Source organism: Caulobacter sp. P4_E5 (genome assembly GCF_056401555.1).
Genome location: NZ_JBFUJD010000015.1, coordinates 1 through 16,346, shown reverse-complemented (window position 1 = coordinate 16,346; position 16,346 = coordinate 1). Strand labels below are relative to the sequence as shown.

Sequence of the window (16,346 nt, the reverse complement as noted above, 5' to 3'; positions counted from 1 at the left end):
GTTTCCAGAGATGGGGTCACTTGCCCCCTCCGCGCCTACGGCGCTCCTCCCCCGGAGGGGGAAGAAGGACGGCGCGTAACCTTCCGCCCCCTCCGGGGGCGGACGACCGCGTAGCGGTCAGGTGGGGGCAAGTGACCGGGCTAGACCTCTAGCTCGCCGCGAACTTCAGCAGCTTCACGGCGTCGAAGTTCTGCACGCCGCCGCCGACGCGCTTGGTGGTGTAGAACAGCACGTGCGGCTTGGCCGAGTACGGGTCGCGCAGCACCCGCACGCCGGCGCGGTCGACGATCAGGTAGCCCTTCTCGAAGTCGCCGAACGCCACCGGGCAGGTGTTGGCGGCGACGTCGGGCATGGCCTCGATCTCGGTGACCGGGAAGCCGAGCAAGGACGCCGACTGGCCCGGCTGCAGGGCCGCGTTCCAGATGTAGTTGCCTTGCGCGTCCTTGAACTTGCGCACGGCGCTGACCGAGCGGCGGTTCATCACGAAGCGGCCGTTCTGGCGGTACTGGGTCTTGGCCGCGTAGATCAGGTCGATCAGCTTGTCGGTCGGGTTGGTCGCCGGCCAGCCGCCCGCGACGCCGGTGGCCAGATAGCCGACCTGGCCCCACGTGTACGAGGCGTCCGGCGCGGCGGTGTAGGCCAGCAGGCCCTTGGGCTTGTTGACCCCGTCGCCGGTCACGAAGGCCGAGGTCTCCTGGGCGGCGAAGGCGTCCTGCACCTCCTCGGCCAGCCACTCGTCGATGCTGACATAGGCGTCGTCCAGCAGGGCCTGGGTGGCGGCCGGGCTGGCGTAGAGCTCGCCGGCCGGGAAGTCGATCACGTCCAGGGTAGGCGCGGTCGTCTCGGGCCGGGCGGCGGTCTCGGCCACCCAGGCGGCGGCCAGGCCGGTCGGCGACACCGGCTTGCGGAAACTGCCCGAGCCGATGGTGCGGACCTGGCAGATCTCGCGCATCGGGCTGGTGGCCGCCAGGCGACGCAGGATCAGCCGCTCCAGCTCCGGCGGGGCGACATAGCCGCCGGCCGTGGCGGTTCCTTCCGACAAACCCTTGGCCTCGAGCAGAGCCGCCGCCGTCTCGCCGGTCTTCACATAGTGGTCGAAGGCGGCCTTGCGCTCGTCCACACGCGCCAGCGGCGCGTCAGCGGCGAGCGAAGGCCTGCGCAGGTCGGCCATCAGCCGGTCCAGGCGGTCCTGGGCGCGGCCGACCGCCTCGTCGATGCGGCCGACCTTCTCCTCCAGCAGGACGTCGGCCCGCTTGGTCTCGATGGCGGCCAGCCGCGTATCGTTGGCGGCCTTGAAGCTCTCGAACGCGGTGAGCACGTCCGTCAGCGCCGCGCGGGCCTCGGGCGAGGCCGCGTGTTTGGTTTCCTTCATGGGGATCTCCGGTTTGGGGAAACGGATGCTCCCCCGCGATGCGGGGGAGCTGTCGCGGAGCGACTGAGGGGGCTAGCTGAACGTTGGCCGAGCTGGCCCCCTCCGGCCCTTCGGGCCACCTCCCCCGCGACGCGGGGGAGGATCTTCACGCCACGGTCAGCCGCGCGCCGGGCAGCATCGGGAAGGTCACGATCGACACCTCCCAGAGGTCGACGCGGGACAGCACGCGCAGGCGGTCCTTCGTCCGCGCCTTGACCTGCCGGAAGCCGATCGACAGGCCGTCCAGGGCCCCGGCCTCGACCAGCGCCGCGACCAGCCGACCACGCGGCGTCGATCGCAGGATCCGGCCCCGGACGAACAGGCCCTTGGCGTCCTCGACCACCGCGTCCCAGACCCCGACCGGCTCGGCCTCGTCATGCTGGTGCAGCATCTTCACGGGCGCGCCGGCCGCCAGACTGTCGGCGAAGGCGCCGGCGGCGGTGACGTCGTCATTGAGGTCGCGGGTCCAGAACAGCGAGGCGTAGCCTTCGATCTTCAGCGCGTCAGTCATGAGCGCGCTCCAGTCGGGCTTCGATGCGGGCCAGGCTCTGGCGACTGGCGTCGGCCTGCGCCTCCAGCCGCGCCAGGCGTTCGGCGACCGGGGCCTGGGCCTCGAGCCGGCGCTGCACCTCGTCGATCCGCGCCGAGGCCTTGCCGGCCCACAGCAGGGCGGCGGCGGCTTGCAGCGCCACGGCGACCAGCACGGCGGCCGAGATCTGGCGGTCCAGCCGCCAGCGGTTGGGAGTGGTCATGCGGATCCTTTCGAGACTTGCCCCCTCCGCGCCTTCGGCGCTCCTCCCCCGGAGGGGGAAGAAGGACGGCGCCTTCCGCCCCCCTCGGGGGCGGACGACCTGCGCAGCAGGTCAGGTGGGGGCCTGCGGCGGTGGCCGGTTAGTGCTCCAGCCCCGCCAGCCGCCGGCGCTCGGCGTCCGTGAGGAAGGACGCCGCCTGCAACCGGCCCCACAGGGCGTCGCGTTCGGCCGACAGGGCCGGGACGGCGTCGAGGTCGGGGGCGATGCGGGCGCCGGGGACCTTGGCGGCCAGCCAGCCTGTCAGGGCCCGCGCCGCCCGCTCGGCCAGCGGGACCACCGTCCCGCGCCAGAAGGCGGCGTTGGCCTCGCGATAGTTGGCGTAGGTATTGTCGCCGGGGATGCCCAGCAGCTGCGGCGGCACGCCGAACGCCAGGGCGATCTCGCGGGCGGCGGCGTGTTTGCCGTCGGTGAAGTCCATCTCGGCCGGGGTCAGCGACATCGCCCGCCAGTCGAGGCCGCCCTCCAGCAGCAGCGGCCGGCCGGCGTTGGCGGTCCCCGACTGGGCGGTGGCCAGCTCGGTCTTCAGCCGGTCGAACTGCTCGTCGGTCAGCCGGTCGCCGGCGTCCTTGCTGGAATACACCAGCGCCCCCGACGGCCGGGCGGAGTTGTCCAGCAGCGCCTTGTTCCAGGCGCTGGAGGCGTTGTGCACGTCGATCGCGAACGCCGCGGCCTCCAGCGGCGAGAAGCCGTAGTGGTCGTTGGTGGGGTTGAACAGTTTCAGGTGCAGCACCGGCAGCCAGCCGTCGGCGTCGCGGGCGAGGCGGACCGTGCGTCCGGCGGCCTGGTAGTCATAGGCCAGCGGCCAGCCGCGCGGGCCGGGGACCACGGTCATTCGGTCGGGGCGCAGGGCGTAGAGCTCGCTGGGCGGCCCCTCCCCCGCCGCCTCCAGATAGGCGTTGCCGGCCACCTGCAAGCTCCCGAAGAACGCCTCCATCAGGTCGGGCCCGCCCTGTTCGGGATTGGGGCGGTCCAGCAGGCGCTTGAGCGGATGATCATCGGCCCGGCGGCCGTCGACGAACACCGCCAGCGGCGTGGACGCGGCGGCCTCGGCGATCATCCGCACGCAGCGATAGGCGACGGGGTTCTTGGCGAAACCTTCGCTGGCCAGCGCCGCATAGTCGCGCGGCGTCCACTGCGGCCGGCCGCCGGTGGTCAGGGCGATCAGGCGGGCGGCGCGGGAGTCTTTGACCTCCCGAGGATCATTGGGCGGGCGGGGTTTGAAGAGGGGCATGGTGAGGGGCTCCGGGTTCGGAGTTGAGAACGAATGGGGAACAATTTATGGTGGCGTCCTTCCCCCTTCTTCCCCCTCCGGGGGAGGAGGGCCGCAGGCCCGGAGGGGGCAAGTCAGGGAGTTCGCGATGCCAGCGCCCAAGACGACCGTCGCCAATGCGCGGCGCCTCAGGAAGGAAATGTCGAAACCAGAGATGAACCTCTGGCAGGGTTTGAGACGCGGCGGTCTGGATGGTCACAAGTTCCGAAGGCAGCATCCAATGGGGCCGTATGTGCTCGACTTCTATTGCTCGGCGCTGCGCTTGGCTGTGGAGGTGGACGGTTACGCGCACTGCATCGGATCACRCCCAAGACGGGATCTGGCTCGCGATCAATGGCTGCTGGCGGTCGGCGTACGGACGCTCCGAATTCCGGCGCACGAGGTGATGCGGTCGGTGGATGACACGCTGTCGACGATCCGAGAGCATGTGGCTCACTTGCCCCCTCCGGATGCTGCGCATCCTCCTCCCCCTGAGGGGGAAGAAGGATCACCTTCCGCCCCCTCAGGGGGCGGACGACCCGCGCAGCGGGTCAGGTGGGGGCCCCGCGGCGGTTAGAGGCTCCGCAACCTCGGCGTCTGCCGTCCCCCCAGCATCAGCTCGCTGACCGCCCAGACCAGCGCATCCGCCCGGTCCGGGCTGTGCTCGAGATCCCCCGAGCCCAGGGCCATCAGCTCCTCCTCCAGCGCCACGAAGGCGCCGCAGTGGAGCACCCGGCCCTGCTCGTACAGCGCCGCGACCGGCTCGGCCCGCGCCCGTTTGCCGATCGAGGCGCGGACCAGCTTCACCCGGCACGGCGGGTCGGCTTGCGCCAGGACCGAGCGGACCATGTCGCCGCCCTGGTTGGCCTCGGCCACCAGGGCGTCGGCGGTCCAGGCTTTCGCGGCGGCCACGGCCCGCTTGGCCCAGCCGGCGGGGGACAGGCCCCGCGCGGTCTCGTCGGCCAGGACGAAGGCGCGGTCGTCACGTCTTCCCACGACCACGATGCCGCAGGCGTCGCCGGTCGCGGTGGCCGGCGGGTCCACGGCCACCGCGACGCGGTCGAACCGGGCCGGCCTCGCGGCCTTGCACCGCGCCAGGTCCTCGGCGCGGAACAGGCCGCCGTCGGTCTCTACGATGATCCCGTCCAGCTCCTGGGCGGCCAGGCGGGTGCCGCCATAGAGGCTCTCCAGGGTCCGCAGGAAGGCGGGCGCCAGGTTGCCGGCGTTGGCGGCGGTGCCGGCGCGGGTCACGTGGACGCCGGACTCGGCCATCAGGGCCTTCAGCGCCCGGATCGGCCKGGGCGTCGAGGTGACGGCCAGGCGCGGATCCTGGCCCAGCCGCAGGCCGAAGCGCAGCATGGCCAGGGTCTCGGACGGCTTTGGCCAGGCGCAGAACTCGTCCGCCCAGGCGGCGTGGAACTGCGGCCCGCGCAGGCTGTCGGGATCCTCGGCCGAGAAGGCGTAGGCGGTCGCGCCGTTGGGCCAGACCAGGCGCCGGCGCGAGGCTTCCCAGCGGGGGCGGAAATCAGGTGACGAGAGCGCGCGAACGCCCGAGGGGCCATCGATCATCACCTCGCGCACGTCGTGGAAGGTGGGCCCGACCAGGGCCAGCCGTCCGCCCGCTTCGGCCTGCTCGATCATCCAGGCTGCGCCGGCGAAGGTCTTGCCCGCGCCGCGACCGCCCAGGAACAGCCAGGTCGACCAGCCGTCAGGGGGCGGAAGCTGGTGATCCTCCCGAAGTCGCAGGGTCGGCAGGCGGCGCTCCAGCAGATCCGCCAGATCCGGCCGCTTGAGCGAGACCTCGCTCAGAAAGGTATTTAAGTTCTCGGGATCCAGCAAACCTATCCAATCGCTCACGCACCTTGGCATGAAGCTCGGCGATCCGTTCTGGAGTCCATCGGGCGTCGTCATTCATCGCGGTCTCCTTGGGGTCCGAGGAACCGCCGTGGCCGCTCAAGGCGGTGATCGCCTTCAGTGCGCGCGCGCCAGCGCCTCGAAACAGTTTGACGGCCCGTCCGGCCTTCGCGACCGCGGCGGTCACTTCGAGACGGTCGTCGGCGGATTTGCCCTCGGCCTCCTCGAACTTGGCGAGCCCGGCGGCCGTATATTCGGCGGCCACCAGGTCTTCCATGCTGAGCAGCAGGGCTTCGATTGCTTCGCTTCTTCCGGGCATGACACAAAGATACGGCGCCAGCGGGCGCGGATCATTCAGGTCGCTGTAAAAGTGACAAGTCTTTGATTTCGCGGCGTTCGATCTTGCGAACGCCGGGGATTGAGCGGCCTCAATCCCCGTGGTCGGGGCCCGGAACGGCTCGACAGGCCCGTCCCGCCTCGCCACCCTGGCGGAAAAGGGAGCGACCATGACCGACCAGACCCTCGCCGGCCGCACAGTGCTGATCACCGGCGCCTCGTCCGGCATCGGCGCGCACCTGGCCCGCCGGGCCGCCGCCGCCGGGGCCAAGGTCGCCCTGGCCGCCCGCCGCGCCGACCGGCTGGACGCCCTGGTCGCCGAGATCGGCCCGACCGCCGCCGCCTTCGCCATGGACGTCGAGGACGAGGCCTCGGTCATCGCCGCCTACGACGCCGTCGAAGCCCGGCTGGGCGTCCCCGACGCGGTGATCGCCAATGCTGGCATCAGCATCCAGGGCATGGCTTTGGACATCGCCGTCGACGACTTCGACAAGGTGATGGGCGTCAACACCCGGGGCGTGTTCCTGACCGCCCGCGAAGGGGCGCGACGGATGATCCGGGCGGGCTCGGAGGCGAGTGGTCGCGGCCGGATCGTGCTGGTCGCCTCGATCGGGGCGCATAAGGTGCTGCCCGGCCTGACCGCCTACTGCACGTCCAAGGCCGCCGCGGCCATGCTGGGCAAGAGCCTGGCCCGCGAATGGATCCGCAAGGGGATCAACGTCAACGTCCTGTGCCCCGGCTACATCAAGACCGAGCTGAACGGCGACTGGTTCGACAGCGAGGGCGGCCAGCGACTGCTGGCGACCTTCCCCCGCAAGCGCCTGATGGACGAGGACGACCTGACGGCGACGGCGCTGTACCTGTGCTCGGACGCGGCGCGGGCGGTGACGGGGAGCGTGTTTACGGTGGATGACGGGCAGTCGCTGTAGGGGTCACTTGCCCCCTCCGCGCTGCGCGCTCCTCCCCCGGAGGGGGAAGAAGGGCCGCGCGTGAACCTTCCGCCCCCTCCGGGGGCGGACGACCTGCGTGAGCAGGTCAGGTGGGGGCCCGCGGCGTCCGCCGATAAAGCCACTCCCCCGGCAACCCCATCCGCAGGCTGGCCTCATACGGCGGAGCCCCCGGGATCGGCGTGCGGTCGGCCAGCCTCGCCGCCGCGCGGATCATCRGCAGTTCCAGCGGCCTGGGCAGCCACGCCCGCCCCAGGCCCAGCACGTCCCGCACCTCGGCGGGCACAAGCCCCACCGCCGCCCGGATCAGCGGATGCTGCAAGCGGCTGAGCGGTCCGGCGATCCGCACGCCGCGCATCAGGGTCAGGAACTCCAGCACGATCGCCGACCGCTCCAGCCTCGGCAGCATGGCCGCCAGCTGGGCTTCCCACGCGGCCTCGGAGGTCGGCGCGCCGAGCGCCCCGTACAGCCGCGCGGCCGGGGCGGCCTCGGCGTAGAGGCGGTCGCGGTCTTCGCGGGGCAGCGGCCGGACCAGCGCGTGATAGGCGGTCAGGAAGCCGAAGCTGGCCGTGGCCTGCACCCAGTCCAGCAGTTCGACGTCGTCGGCGCGGTAGGCGGTCCCGCCCGGCGTCACGCCCTCGATCCGGGCGTGCTGGCGGCCGACCCCGGCGATCATCGCCTCTGACACCGAACGCGCGCCATAGACCGTGACCATGGCCGCCAGGCCGGTGCGCTTCAGGCGGGTCAGGGGATCGTCGCGAAAGCTGGAATGCTCCCAGACCCCGGTGCGGACGCGCGGCTCGGCCAGTTCCAGGATCACCGCCGTCACGCCGCCGACGAACAGCGCCACCGGGTTCTTGAAGATCCGCCACGATACCGAATCCGGCGCGGCCAGCGCCGCCTCGCCGGGCGGTTGGCTGAAATCGACGCGCGGGCCGCCCCGAATCTCGAACAAGGCCTTGGCGGCGTCGGCGAAACGGGCTTTCAAGGGCGCCTCCGGCGAAGGGATTCCTCAGACAATAACGCCCTGATGTCGGAGAGCGCGCATGGACATGTCATGTAGCGCCCCCATCTATCCGGCCACCACCTTCCAACTCTTGCGGGACGACCAAAGTGCATCTGACGGGCGAGCTTCTGATCGGCGGCGAAAGCCGCCTTGGGACCAACGGCGAGATCAAGGGGGTCAACCCCGCGACCGGCGATACCCTGGAGCCCGCGTTCGGCGGCGCGACCAAGGCCGATGTCGACCAGGCCGCCGCCCTGGCGGCCGAGGCGTTCGGCCCCTACCGGTCGCTGCCCTACAAGACCCGCGCCACCTTCCTGGAGGCCATCGCCGAGCACATCGAGGCGATCGGCGATGACCTGATCGTCCGGGTGATGGCCGAGACCGGCCTGCCTCGCGCCCGACTCGAAGGCGAGCGGGGTCGCACCACCGGCCAGCTGCGCCTGTTCGCCAGCGTGCTGCGTGACGGCGGCTTCCTGGAAGCCCGCATCGACCCGGCCCTGCCCGACCGCAAGCCGCTGCCGCGTCCCGACCTGCGCCTGCGCAACGTGCCGCTGGGTCCGGTGGCGGTGTTCGGGGCCAGCAACTTCCCGCTGGCCTTCTCGGTGGCCGGCGGTGACACCGCCAGCGCCCTGGCGGCCGGCTGCCCGGTCATCGTCAAGGCCCACCCGGCCCATCCGGGGACCTCGGAGCTGGTCGGCCGCGCCATCCAGGCCGCCGTCGCCTCGGTCGGCCTGCATCCGGGCGTGTTCTCGATGATCCACGACAGCGGCTACGAGGTCAGCCAGGCCCTGGTCGCCGATCCGCGCGTCAAGGCCGCCGGCTTCACCGGCTCGCGCCGCGGGGGCCTGGCCCTGGCCGCCATCGCCCAGGGCCGGCCCGAGCCGATCCCGTTCTACGCCGAGATGAGCAGCATCAATCCGGTGATCCTGCTGCCCGCCGCCCTGAAGGCCCGGGCCGAGAAGATCGCCCCGGACTTCGTGGCCGCCCTGACCCTGGGCGCGGGCCAGTTCTGCACCAATCCCGGCCTGATCCTGGCCATCGACGGGCCGGAGCTGGATGCGTTCGTCACCGCCGCCGGCCAGGCCGTCGCCGCCGCCCCGGCCTCGGTCATGCTGACGCCGGGCATCTGCAAGGCCTTCGCCCACGGCGTCGCGGCGCTGTCGGAGGATCCGCAGGTCACCACGGTGGCGCGCGGCCAGACGGGTCAGGGCCATACCGGCCAGGCGGGTCTGTTCAGCGTCTCGGCGAGCGCCTTCCTGGCCAATCCGCACCTGCACGAGGAGGTGTTCGGGGCCGCCTCGCTGGTCGTGCGCTGCGCCGACCAGGCCGAGCTCGCGGCCGTCATCGACGCCCTGGAAGGCCAGCTGACCATCGCCCTGCACCTGGAAGAGGCCGACCACGCCATCGTCGGCGCCCTGCTGCCCGCCCTGGAGCTGAAGGCCGGCCGCATCCTGGTCAACGGCTTCGGCACCGGCGTCGAGGTCGCCCACGCCATGGTCCACGGCGGCCCGTTCCCCGCCACCTCGGACGCCAAGGCGACCTCGGTCGGGACCTTGGCCATCGCCCGGTTCCTGCGGCCGGTCAGCTACCAGAACCTGCCGGAGGCGCTGCTGCCGGCCGAGCTGCGGACCGAGAACCCGTTGGGGATCGCCCGGCGGGTCGACGGGAAGGTGAAGCTGGGCTGACGGAGCATCCTTCCGCCCCCTCCCGGGGGCGGACGACCGCGCATCGCGCGGTCAGGTGGGGGCAAGTAAGCCGCGCGGGTTCAACACTTGCCCCCTCCGCGCCTTTGGCGCTCCTCCCCCGGAGGGGGAAGAAGGGGCGCGTGCGCCCAAACACTTAAGCAATCACTTGACTATCTTCCCGCCCCGCGATACTTAACCCCATGCCTAACCAACCCGCCTCGCTCGACCTCATGTTCCAGGCCCTCGCGGACCCCGCGCGGCGGAGCATGGTCGAGCGGCTCAGCCGGGGTCCGGCCTCGGTGAGCGAACTGGCCCGGCCGCTGGCCATGTCGCTGCCGGCGGTCATGCAGCACCTGGCCATGCTGGAGGCGGGCGGGATCGTGTCGTCGGCGAAGATCGGCCGGGTGCGCACCTGCCAGATCCGTCCCGAGGCGCTCAGTCTCGCCGAACAATGGATCAACCAGAGGCGCACCCAGTGGGAGCGGCGCCTCGACCGCCTCGGCGATTTTCTCGCCGACACGGCCGACGAAGAGGATCTGAAATGACCAAGCGTAACGCCGTCCACGCCACCTTCTGCGTCGAGCGGGCCTATGCCGCCTCGCCCGCCCGGGTGTTCTCAGCCTTCGCCGACCCGGCCAAGAAGGCCCAGTGGTTCAAGGGTCCCGACGAGTGGGGCCCGGCCGACCAGAAGTACGACTTCCGGGTCGGCGGCGAGGAGCACAGCATCGGCGGCCCGCCCGGCGAACCGCCGCACCGGTTCTACAACCGCTATCTCGAGATCATCCCGAACGAGCGGATCGTCTACGCCTACTGGATGCACCACGGCGACCCGCTGGCCTCGGCCTCGATCGCGACGATCGAGTTCCGGCCGCAGGGCGACAAGACCCGCGTGGTGATGACCGAGGTCGGAACTTTCCTGGACGGCTACTACTCGGCCGAGGGCCGCGAGGAAGGCACCCAGTGGCTGCTGGAGAAGATCGCGCCGCTGGTGGAGGGGTAGAGATCACCTTCCGCCCCCTCCGGGGGCGGACGACCGCGCAGCGGTCAGGTGGGGGCAAGTGAGGCGAGTGTTCTGGACACTGGCCCCCTCCGCGCCTTTGGCGCTCCTCCCCCGGAGGGGGAAGAAGGACGACGCGCCAACCTTCCGCCCCCTCCGGGGGCGGACGACCGCGCATCGCGCGGTCAGGTGGGGGCAAGTAGGCCGCGCTAGCTCCCCACTTGCCCCCTCCGCGCCTGCGGCGCTCCTCCCCCGGAGGGGGAAGAAGGGTCCCGCTCAGTGCCCCCCGGCCGCCGGCGGCTTTGCGAGCTTCGCCACATCCGCCTCCGTCACCGGCTTGGCATACGCGTTCCCGAAATGCGTCCGGACATAGGTGATCGCCTCGGCCATCTGGGCGTTGGACAGCGTCCCGACGAACCCCGGCATCGCGCCCTTGCCGCCGGTCACCACCATGATCGGATAGGCCGCGCCGGCCAGCTTGGGATTGCTGGCCAGGGCCGGAATGGTCCCCGCTCCGGTCGCGCCCTTGGCGTCGGCCATGTGGCAGGCCTGGCAGACCGCGCCATAGACCTGCTCGCCGGTCACCGGCTTGGGAACCCGGGTGATGCCGCCGCCGGTGTCGCCGCCGGCCGGCGACTGGGCCGCCGCCGGAAAGGCCAGCAGGGCGGCCGTCAGTACGATGATCTTCCGCATGATCAGGCCTCCAGCGCGCGCTTGTGCAGACGGGTGATGGCGTCGATGGAGGACAGCAGCGCCCCCTCCATCCAGCAGCCGATATAGCTGGCGTGCTCGCCGGCCAGGACGATGCGGCGGTCCATGCCGACCAGGGTCTGGTAGTGCTCCTTGCGGGCGTCGTCGCTCCAGCGGGCGCAGCAGCCCAGGGTCCAGGGCACCCGGCTCCAGGCCACCGAGGCCCCGCTGGCGAACTCCTTGCGGTAGCTGGTGGGATGCAGCACCGAACCCTGGGCCAGGGCGACCTCGATCCGCTGCTCGGGCGTCATGCCAGCCAGGCGATAGGCCCCCATCTCGCGGGCGAAGGCGCCCAGCAGCACCGCCGGCCCGTCCTTGAACATGTTGTTGTTCGGATAGGAGATCAGGGCGATCTCCTGGTCGGTGAAGCTGTGGCCGCCATAGATGAAGTCGTCCTCCTCCCAGAAGCGGCGCTTCATCTCCAGGCCGATCTTGACCTGGCCGGAGTACGGCACCGCCTTGATCGCGGCCATCATCTCGTCGGTCACCTGCAGGTCCATCTGGCCCAGGATGCCCAATGGAATGGTGCAGACGCACCAGTCGCCCTTCAGGTCGGTGACCTTGCCCGTGGCGACGTCGGCATAGGTGACCGTGACGCCCTTGTCGTCCTGGGCGATCTTGCTGACCTTGGCCCCGTAGCTAATCATTCCTTCGACTTGCTTGGCGAAGGCCTTGCCGATCATGTCCATGCCGCCCACCGGCTGGAACATGGTGGTCTGCATCTCGTGGTTCATGAAGAAGCCCATCGAGGTCCAGACCTGCGGGTCCAGCACGTCGTGCAGGCCGTAGAGGTCCTTGGACGGGATCGGCGCGCCGTTGACCCCGCCGCCGCCCGGCCGCTCGAAGCCCCGGTGCGAGGCGGCGCGCAGGGAGGCCGAGTACTTGTAGTCGTTGTCCAGCATGCCCCAGCCCTTCAGGGCCTCCAGCAGCTTGTCGCGGTCCTCCTGGGTGACGGTGTCGTCCAGCGCCTTGGCGTTGACCGACTTGGCCAAGAGCTCGGCGATATTGCCCTCGAAGTCGGCCGCGGCGGTGTTGAAGCGCACCGGCTTGCCGCCGAAGGCCTGGGACGAGTGGACCCAGCCGCTGTGGTTGAACTGGATGAACGGCTCCAGGGCGACGCCGAACTGCTTGCAATAGTGCAGCAGGGTTCGGTGGTGGTGCGGGATCCGCCAGGGGCCGGGGTTCAGGTAGTTGCCTGGCGAGAAGGCCACCTTCTGGGTCGCCCCGCCTAGCTCGGTATAGGTATCGCCGCCGCGCAGCGACCAGTTGCGGCCGCCGGCCCGGTTCTGGAACTCCAGGATCTTGACCTTGTAGCCGGCCTTGGTCAGCTCGAAGGCGGCCAGCATGCCCGCGAGGCCCGCGCCCAGCACGATCACCGTGGACCCGGGCCGCGCGCCTTGCAGGTTGGGCGGGCCGTGGAACTGGGTCTCGGCCGCGTGGCCCAGCGTGGTCATCGCCTGATACAGCGCCGCCGTGCCGCCGACCTTGGCGATGGCCGAAAGAAGCTGACGCCGCGTCGGCGCCCTGACCCCGGATTCCATGAAGCCCGTCCCCTACTGAACCGCCGGCTTGGGCGGTGCGCCCTAGGGCTAGCAGGGGTGGAGGCGGCGGCGAGGGGTGGCGAGGGCGTGGGGCGACGATGCCGGCGGACGCCCCGATTTATCGGCGCCCGGAGGGTGGGGATGCGTGCGAAGTGTGCAGGCTCTCAAACCCTACCAAATTAGTGTGTCATCCCGGCCGCAGCGCAGCGGAGAGCCGGGACCCAGGGGTCACCGCATTGCGCTTGGCTCCTGGGTCCCGGACAGCCCCTGCGGGGCTTCCGGGATGACACGGGAGGATGAACCGTAATGGAGCGCTAGCGCGCCCCTACCGCACCACCCGCAGGGCCGGGCGTTCGGCGACCGCCACCCGCGTCAGCGACACGGTGAAGCGGAAGCTGGAGCCCAGGCCCGGCGAGCTGTCGACGCCGATGGTCCCGCCCATCAGCTCGACCAGCTCGCGGCAGATCGACAGGCCCAGGCCGGCCCCGTCGTGGGCGCGGGTCAGCGAGGTGTCGACCTGGGAGAAGGTCTTGAACAGGTCGGGCACGTCCTGGTCGGCGATGCCCATGCCGGTGTCCTCGACCTCGAACCGCAGGCCGCCCTTGCCCGAGGGCCGGACGCGGACGGTGACGCCGCCCTCGTCGGTGAACTTGACGGCGTTGGCCACCAGGTTGCCCAGCACCTGGCGCAGGCGCATCGGGTCGCCGGTCCAGCGGCCGCGCAGCTCGGGCGCGATGTCGACGGACAGGTCCAGACCCTTGGACGCCGCCGCGCCGGAGAAGGCCGCGCAGCTGGCCTCGACCAGGGCGGCCAGGTCGAAGGCCTCGGCCCGCAGCCGCACGGCGCGGGTCTCCAGCCGCGCGATGTCGAGGATGTCGTTCAGCAGGGCCAGCAGGGCCTGGCCGGACTCTTCGATGATGCGCAGGCGGCGGGCCTGGGGCTCGGACAGGGCGTCGGCGCCCATGACCTGGGCCATGCCCAGCACCCCGTTCAGCGGCGTGCGGATCTCGTGGCTCATATTGGCCAGGAAGCGGGTCTTGGCGGCGTTGGCGGCCTCGGCCTCCTCCTTGGCCGCGATCAGGGCCAGGCGGCTGGCCTCCAGCTTGCGCAGGGCCTCGACCACCCGCCGCACCAGCACCGCGCCGGCGGCGGCCAGCACCAGGAAACCGCCCAGCAGCCAGGGCGCGATGCCCTTCAGCAGCGAAAGGCCCGGATTCTGCGCCGCCCAGGCCAGGGCGCCGACCGGGCGGCCGTTGATGTCCAGCAGCGAAACCTGGGGCTGCTCGTCGCCAGGATGGTTCAGGAACACCAGCTTGTTCAGGCCCAGATCGTCGGCGAACTGGCGCAGGAACGGCGCGTCGATCTTCCGCGCCGTGACCACCACCGTCGGCGGGCCGTCATAGGCGGCCGCGCCGGCCGGGGTTTCCGGCGTGACGGCGGCGAAGGCGGTCAGATAGGTCGCCCCGTCCACGCGCATCAGACCCGTGCGCGTCACCTCGGCGGCCGAGCTGATCCGACCGGCCTTGCGGGCGATCCGGGCGTCGATGGCGACCTCGGCGGCAATGGGCTCGGCGGCGGCGGGGAAGCTCCCCAGCGCCTGGGTCGTTGTCCGCAGGCCCGTCTTCGACGCGTAGATCACCTGGCCCGAGCGCACCACGAAGGTCAGGTCGTGCTTGAACTGGTCGTGATAGTAGGTGGCGAAGTCGGTGTCGGCCCAGCCCGCGTCGATCTTCCAGCCCATGGCCTTGTAGGCCTGATCCCAGACCGTGGCCGAGGTCAGCTCGCGCTCCATGCGGTCCAGGGTGCGCGAAACGGTGCGGCGGGCCAGGGCGATCTCGTCGGCGGCCGCGGTGCGGTCCACCGAGCGCGCGGCTAGCATCATCAGGGCCAGACCGCCCAGGATCGAGACGATCACCAGCACCGCCGCCGCGCCGACGATCCCGTGGATCAGTCGCATCGGCCGCGTTTCGGGTCCCTGTGATGTCGGTTCCGGGCGGGTCATGTCTAAGCGGTAGCTTCCGCTTGGATGACGAAGAGTAAAACGCGGCCCTTGGCCGCAGGGGGCTTGGGGGGACGGAATCTGCTCCCCCGCGCTGCGGGGGAGCTGTCGCGGAGCGACTGAGGGGGCTAATGCGGCATAGGCCGAGCTTGCCCCCTCCGGCCCTTCGGGCCACCTCCCCCGCATCGCGGGGGAGGAGAAACAGCCCCCCTACCGCCGTCTCACCCCGTCCAGCACCAGCGCCGTCAACGCCGCCCGGGTCTCGTCCATGAAGGCCTTGTCCGACAGCGACTTGCCCGACAGCGCCCGCACCTGGACGGCGAAGTCGGCATAGTGCTGGGTCAGGGCCCAGATGGCGAAGATCAGGTGCGGCGGGTCGACCGGCCCCAGCTTGCCCGCCGCGACCCAGGCCTCGACCACCGCCACCTTGGCGTCGAACACCGCCTTCAGCGGCCCGGCCAGCACCGGCTTCAGCAGCGGCGCGCCGCGCAGCATCTCCAGGGCGAACAGCCGCGAGACCTCGGGGTGGTCGCGGCTCATGGCCAGCTTGGCGCCGATCAGGGCGGCGATGGCCTGGGCCGGGTCGTCGGCCTCGGTGAAGCGGCTCAGCGGCGCCAGCCACAGGGCCAGGCCCTGCTCCAGCACCGCCAGGTACAGGGCGTCCTTGGACGGGTGGTAGTAGAGCAGGTTGGCCTTGGAGATCCCCGCCGCCTGGGCGATGGCCTCGACGCTGGCCCCGTCCAGCCCCTGGCGGGCGAAGACGCCGAGGGCGGCCTTAAGGATCGCGGCCTTGCGGGCCTCGCCGGCCTTGGCCCGGCGGCCCAACGGCGCTGACGGTGGAAAGTTATCCACAGGCTCGCCGTCGCTCACGAACTGGGCGGCCTTGACCAGCTTGCGGGCGCCCGACGCCGCCGGACCGCCCGATCGGGGCCCGATCCTGCGCGGCGGCTTGACGGTCTTGGCTTCGGAGCCGGTCATCGCGTCTCGAACTTGGACCATTTGGTCAAACATGGACCGAACGGTTCGGATTGCAACGTTACGCCGGATGGTATTCCATGCCTCTCGCGAATAACAAGGGAGCCGACGTCGATGACGTCCACGATCACCCCGCTCAGTCCAGACGCGGTCATGCTGCCGGCGCGGCCCGAGCCGATCCCCGTGGATCCCAAGACCACGGCGGTGATCGTCATCGACATGCAGAACGCCTACGCCTCGCCGGGCGGATACCTGGACCTGGCCGGCTTCGACATCTCGGGCGCGGCCGCCTGCATCCAGCAGATCAAGGGCGTGCTGGAGGTGGCCCGCGGGGCCGGCATGCAGGTGGTCTATTTCCAGAACGGCTGGGACGACCAGTATGTCGAGGCCGGCGGCCCCGGCTCGCCCAACTGGTGGAAGTCCAACGCCCTGAAGACCATGCGCGCCAAGCCCGAGCTGCAGGGCAAGCTCTTGGCGCGCGGCCAGTGGGACTATGAGCTGGTCGACGAGCTGACGCCGCAGCCGGGCGACATCCGGCTGCACAAGACCCGCTATTCCGGCTTCTTCAACAGCCAGCTCGACAGCGTGCTGCGGGCGCGCGGCATCCGCCATCTCGTCTTCGTCGGCATCGCCACCAATGTCTGCGTGGAGTCGACGCTGCGCGACGGCTTCATGCTGGAATATTTCGGCACGGTGCTGGAGGACGCGACGCATCAGGCGGGTCCGGAGTTCTTGCAGAAGGCGGCGCTGTTCAACATCGAGACCTTCTTCGGCTGGGTGTCGA

Annotated in this window: 16 protein-coding genes and 4 pseudogenes; 8 read left to right on the top strand and 12 right to left on the bottom strand. The window is 70.9% G+C overall.

Going from position 1 to position 16,346, the window contains the following annotated elements; genetic code table 11:
- Positions 1 to 16: 16 nt before the first annotated feature.
- The 5 genes and pseudogenes from AC1DSO_RS06955 to AC1DSO_RS06935 form a co-directional block, all read right to left on the bottom strand.
- Positions 17 to 104 (bottom strand): annotated as a pseudogene (locus AC1DSO_RS06955) (hypothetical protein); the annotation flags it as partial.
- Between the two features lie 44 nt (positions 105 to 148).
- Entirely contained in the window at positions 149 to 1,372 is a 1,224-nt protein-coding gene (locus tag AC1DSO_RS06950; protein WP_477068154.1) for a phage major capsid protein, read from the bottom strand.
- A 145-nt stretch (positions 1,373 to 1,517) separates the two neighbouring features.
- Positions 1,518 to 1,922, bottom strand: coding sequence for an HK97 family phage prohead protease (locus AC1DSO_RS06945; protein ID WP_477068153.1), 405 nt, complete (start codon positions 1,920 to 1,922; stop codon positions 1,518 to 1,520).
- Positions 1,915 to 2,163: a hypothetical protein gene (locus tag AC1DSO_RS06940; protein WP_477068152.1), complete on the bottom strand. Its 249-nt coding sequence runs from the start codon at positions 2,161 to 2,163 to the stop codon at positions 1,915 to 1,917. Before AC1DSO_RS06940 ends, AC1DSO_RS06945 begins: the two co-directional genes overlap by 8 nt.
- A gap of 139 nt (positions 2,164 to 2,302) precedes the next feature.
- Positions 2,303 to 3,610: pseudogene (locus AC1DSO_RS06935) on the bottom strand (phage portal protein).
- On the opposite strand from AC1DSO_RS06935, the gene AC1DSO_RS06930 reads away from it, so the two are divergent.
- Complete coding sequence (locus tag AC1DSO_RS06930) at positions 3,582 to 4,049, top strand: endonuclease domain-containing protein (protein WP_477068151.1); 468 nt, start codon at positions 3,582 to 3,584, stop codon at positions 4,047 to 4,049. The pseudogene AC1DSO_RS06935 and the gene AC1DSO_RS06930 overlap by 29 nt on opposite strands.
- Here the strand turns inward: AC1DSO_RS06930 and AC1DSO_RS06925 are convergent.
- The gene (locus AC1DSO_RS06925; protein ID WP_477068150.1) at positions 4,046 to 5,329 is read right to left on the bottom strand and encodes a DNA-packaging protein; all 1,284 of its coding nucleotides are present in this window, start codon (positions 5,327 to 5,329) and stop codon (positions 4,046 to 4,048) included. The two genes, AC1DSO_RS06930 and AC1DSO_RS06925, sit on opposite strands and share 4 nt — an antisense overlap.
- Positions 5,330 to 5,339: 10 nt before the next feature.
- On the opposite strand from AC1DSO_RS06925, the gene AC1DSO_RS06920 reads away from it, so the two are divergent.
- On the top strand, positions 5,340 to 5,711 hold the full coding sequence (locus tag AC1DSO_RS06920; protein ID WP_477068149.1) for a hypothetical protein: 372 nt from the start codon (positions 5,340 to 5,342) through the stop codon (positions 5,709 to 5,711).
- A gap of 121 nt (positions 5,712 to 5,832) precedes the next feature.
- Positions 5,833 to 6,591 (top strand): SDR family NAD(P)-dependent oxidoreductase, encoded by a 759-nt coding sequence (locus tag AC1DSO_RS06915; RefSeq protein ID WP_477068148.1) that lies wholly within the window; start codon positions 5,833 to 5,835, stop codon positions 6,589 to 6,591.
- 10 nt (positions 6,592 to 6,601) lie between these two features.
- Here AC1DSO_RS06915 and AC1DSO_RS06910 read toward each other — a convergent pair.
- Both AC1DSO_RS06910 and AC1DSO_RS06905 read right to left on the bottom strand, forming a co-directional pair.
- Positions 6,602 to 6,690 (bottom strand): annotated as a pseudogene (locus AC1DSO_RS06910) (hypothetical protein); the annotation flags it as partial.
- 7 nt (positions 6,691 to 6,697) lie between these two features.
- The gene (locus tag AC1DSO_RS06905; RefSeq protein ID WP_477068147.1) at positions 6,698 to 7,597 is read right to left on the bottom strand and encodes an oxygenase MpaB family protein; all 900 of its coding nucleotides are present in this window, start codon (positions 7,595 to 7,597) and stop codon (positions 6,698 to 6,700) included.
- Positions 7,598 to 7,683: 86 nt separating this feature from the next.
- On the opposite strand from AC1DSO_RS06905, the gene AC1DSO_RS06900 reads away from it, so the two are divergent.
- The 3 genes from AC1DSO_RS06900 to AC1DSO_RS06890 all read left to right on the top strand — a co-directional run bounded on the left by AC1DSO_RS06900 (position 7,684) and on the right by AC1DSO_RS06890 (position 10,300).
- Positions 7,684 to 9,300: an aldehyde dehydrogenase (NADP(+)) gene (locus tag AC1DSO_RS06900; RefSeq protein ID WP_477068211.1), complete on the top strand. Its 1,617-nt coding sequence runs from the start codon at positions 7,684 to 7,686 to the stop codon at positions 9,298 to 9,300.
- A gap of 200 nt (positions 9,301 to 9,500) precedes the next feature.
- Positions 9,501 to 9,845, top strand: a complete 345-nt coding sequence (locus tag AC1DSO_RS06895) for an ArsR/SmtB family transcription factor (RefSeq protein ID WP_477068146.1) — start codon at positions 9,501 to 9,503, stop codon at positions 9,843 to 9,845.
- Positions 9,842 to 10,300, top strand: coding sequence for an SRPBCC family protein (locus AC1DSO_RS06890; protein WP_477068145.1), 459 nt, complete (start codon positions 9,842 to 9,844; stop codon positions 10,298 to 10,300). Before AC1DSO_RS06895 ends, AC1DSO_RS06890 begins: the two co-directional genes overlap by 4 nt.
- Before the next feature lie 273 nt (positions 10,301 to 10,573).
- Here the strand turns inward: AC1DSO_RS06890 and AC1DSO_RS06885 are convergent, their stop codons facing one another.
- Together AC1DSO_RS06885 and AC1DSO_RS06880 are read right to left on the bottom strand one after the other, a co-directional pair.
- Positions 10,574 to 10,990 (bottom strand): c-type cytochrome, encoded by a 417-nt coding sequence (locus AC1DSO_RS06885; RefSeq protein ID WP_477068144.1) that lies wholly within the window; start codon positions 10,988 to 10,990, stop codon positions 10,574 to 10,576.
- A gap of 2 nt (positions 10,991 to 10,992) precedes the next feature.
- On the bottom strand, positions 10,993 to 12,588 hold the full coding sequence (locus AC1DSO_RS06880) for a flavin monoamine oxidase family protein (RefSeq protein WP_477068143.1): 1,596 nt from the start codon (positions 12,586 to 12,588) through the stop codon (positions 10,993 to 10,995).
- A 152-nt stretch (positions 12,589 to 12,740) separates the two neighbouring features.
- Between AC1DSO_RS06880 and AC1DSO_RS06875 the strand changes: the two are divergent.
- Positions 12,741 to 12,888: pseudogene (locus AC1DSO_RS06875) on the top strand (hypothetical protein).
- Positions 12,889 to 12,913: 25 nt separating this feature from the next.
- Here the strand turns inward: AC1DSO_RS06875 and AC1DSO_RS06870 are convergent.
- Together AC1DSO_RS06870 and rutR are read right to left on the bottom strand one after the other, a co-directional pair.
- A complete protein-coding gene (locus AC1DSO_RS06870) occupies positions 12,914 to 14,545 on the bottom strand; it encodes a sensor histidine kinase (protein ID WP_477068142.1) in 1,632 nt (543 codons plus the stop codon).
- 252 nt (positions 14,546 to 14,797) lie between these two features.
- A complete protein-coding gene (gene rutR / locus AC1DSO_RS06865) occupies positions 14,798 to 15,565 on the bottom strand; it encodes an HTH-type transcriptional regulator RutR (protein WP_477068141.1) in 768 nt (255 codons plus the stop codon).
- A 111-nt stretch (positions 15,566 to 15,676) separates the two neighbouring features.
- On the opposite strand from rutR, the gene rutB reads away from it, so the two are divergent.
- On the top strand, positions 15,677 to 16,346 hold a 670-nt coding region (rutB, locus tag AC1DSO_RS06860), incomplete at its 3' end, for a pyrimidine utilization protein B (protein WP_477068140.1).